At 42.1% G+C, this 5,935-nt stretch carries 3 protein-coding genes; all 3 read left to right on the top strand.

Going from position 1 to position 5,935, the window contains the following annotated elements; genetic code table 11:
- Positions 1 to 168: 168 nt before the first annotated feature.
- Positions 169 to 4,308: a hypothetical protein gene (locus PX482_RS09505; protein WP_288096242.1), complete on the top strand. Its 4,140-nt coding sequence runs from the start codon at positions 169 to 171 to the stop codon at positions 4,306 to 4,308.
- 63 nt (positions 4,309 to 4,371) lie between these two features.
- Positions 4,372 to 5,493, top strand: coding sequence for a ComEC/Rec2 family competence protein (locus PX482_RS09500; protein ID WP_002762864.1), 1,122 nt, complete (start codon positions 4,372 to 4,374; stop codon positions 5,491 to 5,493).
- A gap of 157 nt (positions 5,494 to 5,650) precedes the next feature.
- Entirely contained in the window at positions 5,651 to 5,905 is a 255-nt protein-coding gene (locus PX482_RS09495) for a hypothetical protein (protein WP_002762862.1), read from the top strand.
- Positions 5,906 to 5,935: the final 30 nt, after the last annotated feature.

Here is a 5,935-nt window from a genome sequence, read left to right as displayed (position 1 = left end):
AAATCCTTATCTGGCAAGAGACTTAATTGATTAGTTCGCTCTAGAGCAAAAATAATTGACAAAAATCGCCAAATGCCTTTCTATATAAGGGTTCCATCCCTTATAACCCCCGTCCATTGCATAACAAAAACCGAAGAACCATTTTACTTAAAAGATCAGAAGCCACAAATGACTCTAGTTACACTATTGCCAAATACTTGGAAATTTACTCAAAGTTTTCCGAGTTTGGGAACAAGTATTCTTACCCAAATGGGGTTAAAAGAGGAAGAATTTTTATTTGATCGGCTAATCTTTCAACAACCCAAATTAATTCTTGATTCTGTTGAAGTTAAAGAACCTGAGCAGGTTTCTGGGCTTCGGTTTGAAGCCGAATTGACAATTGATAATGACTTCATTCCCTTAAGTCAATTTATTGGCGAGATACTCTCTCTGAAAGTAACTGGCTTAATCGTGCCTACTCCTAAAGGGACGGAGATTTTTCTTAATGCTCCCATCACAGGAGATATTAGTTTGGGCTACTTAAGCGTTCCTTCTTTAGAACTCGATCTTGTTGCCGATGTGATCGATGAAGCAGAAAGTGGTCTTCCTCCTTACACCAGTGCTTACTTTGCGCTGGAAACTCAGATTAAGGTTGGCAGCTCAGATAATTCCGTTGATTTGCCAATTTATTCGACCTTTCGAGGCTCTCATCAGGACTTGACGTTTGAAGCTGATTTAGAAGACTTTTCTTTAACAGGGCTTTCTCAGTTAACTGCGCTTTTAAATGGAACCGCCCTTGCTGATTTACTGCCCGATGGCTATCGTCCCGAACAGGGTTTAGTTCTCTCTCGGCTTACACTGAATGTTAGTTCAACGGAGAAAAAACTAGAGTCGATTGCGGTATATGTTAATTCAATACAACCCTGGAAAATAACAGACAAAATCGCCATTGAAAATGTCTCAGTTTATTTTTTAGTAGATAATCCTACTTCTTCCGAAAACCGTACTTTGGTTTGTGATTTGTCAGGAGAATTGACCATTGACAGTCTAGCAAAGTTTAGTGTTGGAGCCTCTTTGCCAGGATTTACCATGCATGGTTATCTGGTTCAGGGAGGGGGACTGAGCTTAACTCGACTGATCAATTTCTTTGCCTTTGATGAAGTTTCTGTCCCTCAAGGTTTTCCAGATATTGTGTTCTCTGAGTTGGGTGTGACGTTAGACCCTAAAAACAGAGCTTTTTCCCTAAGTGGTTCAGCATTAACCGATTGGGAAATTATTCCTAAACTGGTGAAGTTGGAGCAAGTTGAAACTAACTTTGAAGTAGCCCGCATTGACGGCAAAACTGTTGTATCGGGGTTAATCCTTGGAACATTGACGATAGCGGGAGCCGAAGTCAGTCTCGTTGCCGATATTGAAGATCAGTTCGTCCTGCGCGGACAAATCTCCAAGCTGAATCTGTCGGCTATTCTGGAAGAGTTTTTTGCAATGGTTGAGTTACCAACCGACCTTCCCGATTTTGAATTTGCCAATATTGAAATTGCAGTCACCCCCAAAACTGGAGAATTCTCTCTGACTGGAAAATCGAGCAATAGCTGGCCGATTCCCATTGGTGTTGATGGGTTAGAAGTTGAAGATATTTCTTTTCAAGTGCTGAGATCGGCAAACTCAACTCAGGCAGAAGCAACAACTCGTCAGCGTTCCGTTACGGGATTTATTAGTGGGACGTTAGAAGTAAATACAGCCCGCTTCCCCATTACCTATCAATTCCCCGGCGATTTTGTTTTACAAGGCCATATTCCCTCATTAAACCTGTCACCTTTAGTACAGAGACTCTGCGGGAGTGAGGTGATTCGTGATTTGCCGATTCCTGCTAGTGTGCTGGCGTTGTCTTTTTCGGATGTAGAGGTGACTATTGCACCTCAGAAAAAATCTTTCTCCCTAGCCGCAGGTTCTAGTTTGGGGCAGACTGAGTTGATTGTGAAGAAGATTGACAACCGTTGGGGCTTTACTGCTGGGTTTATGCCTCCCAGTTATTGGAAGTTCTCAGAGATTGCCGATGAACTCAGGGTGCTTGATGGACTCAAATTTTCCAATACGGCTTTAATTCTGGCTTCTAGCGATGATCGCAATTTCGCTCTCACACGAGTACAGGCTCAACGGAGTGATGTGGCTATCATTCGAGGGCTAAACTTCTTTGCGGGCATGAATCTGTCTGGATTAGGTGTGGATGCGCTTTTGGGAATTACGTCCCTCAATGTTTATACCGCTATCAGTGGAAAACCAGCCGATTTGGTTATAGAAGCCTCAATTGATGGCAGTTTCGATTTAGGTAAAGGCGTTGCCTTTGGTGATATTCGGTTTCGTTTAAAACCTGCTCCCAGTGACTTTTCGCTAACCTTAATGGGGACAGTAACAGCCATTCTGAATAATAGTGTCCTGCGGTTTATTGGTGGCATGGAAGTCAAACCGCGCTCGGCTGAGTTTCAAGCGACTATGTTGGGGATTTGGCAAGATCCTTTTGATGCGAAAGGGGTGTCCATTGCCAATGTCGCGATCGAACTAGGAATGAGTTTCCCGCCACCGCTACCGACAGTGGGAATTGCTGGTACGTTGCAAATTGGGGAATTTCAGGGTGTAGTGGCGGTGAAATTTGATTCGGCTATGCCGAGCCGCAGTATGCTGGCGATCGCTTTTAATCGCCTCTATTTCATGGACGTGATCGGTACTTTCTGTGGAACTGCGGTGAAACAAGCCATTCCCGCTTCTCTGGCTAAAACGGTTTTAGATATTGGCTTTGAAAACGTCAAAATCTACATTGTTCCGCAACCGACGACAATTGGGGAATTAAAATTCGAGCAAGGGACGCAATTAGAAGGAACGATGTATTTCTGGGGATTGCGAGCCTATGGCTATCTAAAAATTGATTATCTTGATGGAGTTGAAGTGAAAGGGGATGTGGAACCGATTAACTTAGCGGGTATCTTTAAGCTTACAGGAGCCACAGGCAAGCCTAAACCCTCACTTTATCTCAAGGTTAGCCCGAAAACCGTTCCCAATCTGGATATATCAGGAGCAGTCGAACTGTTGGGGATTCGTAGTGAAACCCAAATCCGCCTCTCGGATAGTGGTTTTACGTTTACGACGATTGGCAAGATTTTTGATTTATTTGAATGTACTCTAGAAGTACGGGGACAAAATTTAACGCAAGGGGGCGATTTCTTTATTGTTGCTACGATGCGGAATGATTTATTGGAGTATCTCCGTCGAGAAGCCTCGAATGCCATTAAAGCCGCCGCCGATGAGGCAACAAGAAGCCTTTCAAATGCTCAAGATGCAGTGGCTTCCGCTCAACGAAATGTGGATAAGCTCAATACGGATATTAATAATATGCGGCAAACGATTCAACGGGAACGCGATCGCGATGCCCAGCGAATGCGAGATGCTCAGGCGGCAGTTGCTTCTGCTCAACGGGAGGTGGATAAGCTCAATACGGATATTAATAATATGCGGCAAACCATTCAGCGCGAACGAGACCGCGATTCTGGGCGGATGCGGGATGCTCAGGGAGCGGTGCAACGAGCGCAAAATGATGTGAATTCCCTTCAGGGAGAGATTGATAACACCAAGCGAAGAATTGAACAGCTAAAACAGGATATTAGCAATAAGGAACGCTGGTTTAATCAATCTAAATGGTACGAAAAGAGTTACCGTTGGGCGGAATTGTCGGCCTACGCGACGGCTAAGGGTTCTGAAATTGCCGGACTTTATACTTATATCGGTGGAGTTGAAGCGTCTAAGGCAACGGCCAATGGGGTATTGGAAGGGGCCAAGCAGGTGGTACGCGGTTTGGAGAAAACGATTGTCAATTTTCCCATTGATGCGGATGTGCGGATTGCTGGTTTGTTTACTGCACGGGAGACGGCCAATGGGGTATTAGAAGGGGCCAAGCAGGTGGTGCGCGGTTTGGAGAAAACCATTGTCAATTTCCCGATTGATGCGGATGTGCGGATTGCTGGTTTGTTTACTGCACGGGAAACGGCAACGGGAGCGTTATCTGTGGCGACTCAAACCTTACAAGGACTCAAAGTTTCTATTGGGTCAATCGCCGATGTGGGTCAGTTTATCGTCAAGTACAGTTTAGGAGGTTTGCTAGATGTTAAATCGGCACGATTCGAGGCGACGCTGATGGCGGCGAGGGGGGGCAGTGTGTCTTTGGCATTAACGCTGGTGTTTATGCAAGGACAACCGCAAACTTTGGCGTTAGCGTTTAATTTCTATGACCCGTTGAGTGGGGCAAAGGCGTTGGCAAAACAGCTTTTATCTGCTTAGAAATACTGGGTATTACAATTTCTTGAAAGTCAATTTTTTAGTTTATTAATTAGGAGCAAGATTATGGGACTCAAGATTACTCAATTTGGCGGTGGATGGGGAAATAAAGCAGGTGATTGTTGCTTACTGACCTATGGCAAAAAGATGGATCGTCATACCCTGATTGATTTGGGAGCACCACAGGTAAAGCGTAAATATTGTCATTTGGGCATTCAGGCAGATCACACATTAGAAAACGTCATATTTACTCATCTGCATGAAGATCATATAGGCAATGATACGCAATGGAAAGAGGTAGTGGAACGCTGCACTAACAAAATTTTTCTTCCTTCTAAAACTACACTAACGAAAAAACTAGAAAAAATAATAAAACATCCCAAAATAAATCATGCAACAATTTCTTTTCCTGACGATGATCAAGATTCGCAAGAATTAAGTCTTAATAATGATGACGATTTAAAGGTAACAATTAAATTTATAATTCCAGATCCTAACAAATTCAAATTCAAGGAAGCAGAACGTACAGAATCAGATGAAGATAAGATTGAAAATGAAAAAAGTCTAGGTTGTTTAATAACAGTTGAAAAAGATGAAAAAAAATGGCAGATGCTAACTCTTGGTGATATGGAAAAAGATTCGGCAAATGACAGAATATCGTCATTGATTGAAGGCGAAAGAGAATTATTTATAAAGGTGATTAAATTACCCCATCATGGTAGTCAAAATAATTGGATGCCAATAATAAACAAATTAATGAAACGAGGAGAAATTACAGTTATTTCCTCTGGCTTCACGGTCGGTACAACAGGTGCTGATGATTATTTAAAAAAACATGAATTACTTGATAATCGTCGAGGAGCTTTTTACTTTTTGGGTAACACATTTGACCGTTCAGAAGAGGGTTCTAAGTGGACGTCTGCAAAGATGGTCAGTAAGCTTGGAGATTATTTTATTCCTAGATTTATTCAATGTTTAGAGCAAAAAGGAGTCAATTTTGATATTCTAGATCAAGTTCAATGGCACTTTAATCCCATGTATCGCTCTAGTGCCAAATCCAAATATCAGAACCTGATGATAGAGGTAAAGGGAAAATCTTTACGCAACGAAGTTTGGCCAAAAAAGAATAAGAGAAAAAGAGGAAAAGAAAATGGAGATCGAGAAGCAAAAAAGAGCAAAATAATATAGCTTGCTAGATTTACATATGCCATCTGAAAGTACGATCACCGCTCTTGTAGAGTACATTACTTCACACACCTTTTTGCTTTGTAATTATCATTGTTACGCTCCTATAACCCATCCGAAACTTGCTATTTTGTAACCAACTCAACTGGAGAAATCAATCATGGAAAACTCAAAAAACTTCAGCATTTTAAGCTTAGATGGTGGTGGTATTCGAGGAATGCTTACCGCAACCTTATTAGTAACACTAGAAAACGAAATTAAGGCAATTAATCCTGAATATAACCTTACTAATTGCTTTGATTTCTGGCTCTTCGGTTTGTGTTATGCAATGGACGAGGATTACAAGGGATGGAACCCTTATTTAGAAAGGCATTTGGCGATTTTTGTCAATTGTTTTTGCTCTAGAGCGAACTAATCAATTAAGTCTCTTGCCAGATAAGGATTT

Source organism: Microcystis sp. M53602_WE12 (assembly GCF_030065455.1).
Classification (GTDB): Bacteria; Cyanobacteriota; Cyanobacteriia; order Cyanobacteriales; family Microcystaceae; genus Microcystis; species Microcystis aeruginosa.
Note: the sequence above shows the minus strand (reverse complement) of the source record. Positions and strands in the feature narration are given on the sequence as shown.

Excerpts from the sequence above, each read along its gene's own strand:
- PX482_RS09500 (WP_002762864.1), top strand. The coding sequence starts at position 4,372 with ATGGGACTCAAGATTACTCAATTTGGCGGTGGATGGGGAAATAAAGCA.
- PX482_RS09505 (WP_288096242.1), top strand. The coding sequence starts at position 169 with ATGACTCTAGTTACACTATTGCCAAATACTTGGAAATTTACTCAAAGT.
- PX482_RS09495 (WP_002762862.1), top strand. The coding sequence starts at position 5,651 with ATGGAAAACTCAAAAAACTTCAGCATTTTAAGCTTAGATGGTGGTGGT.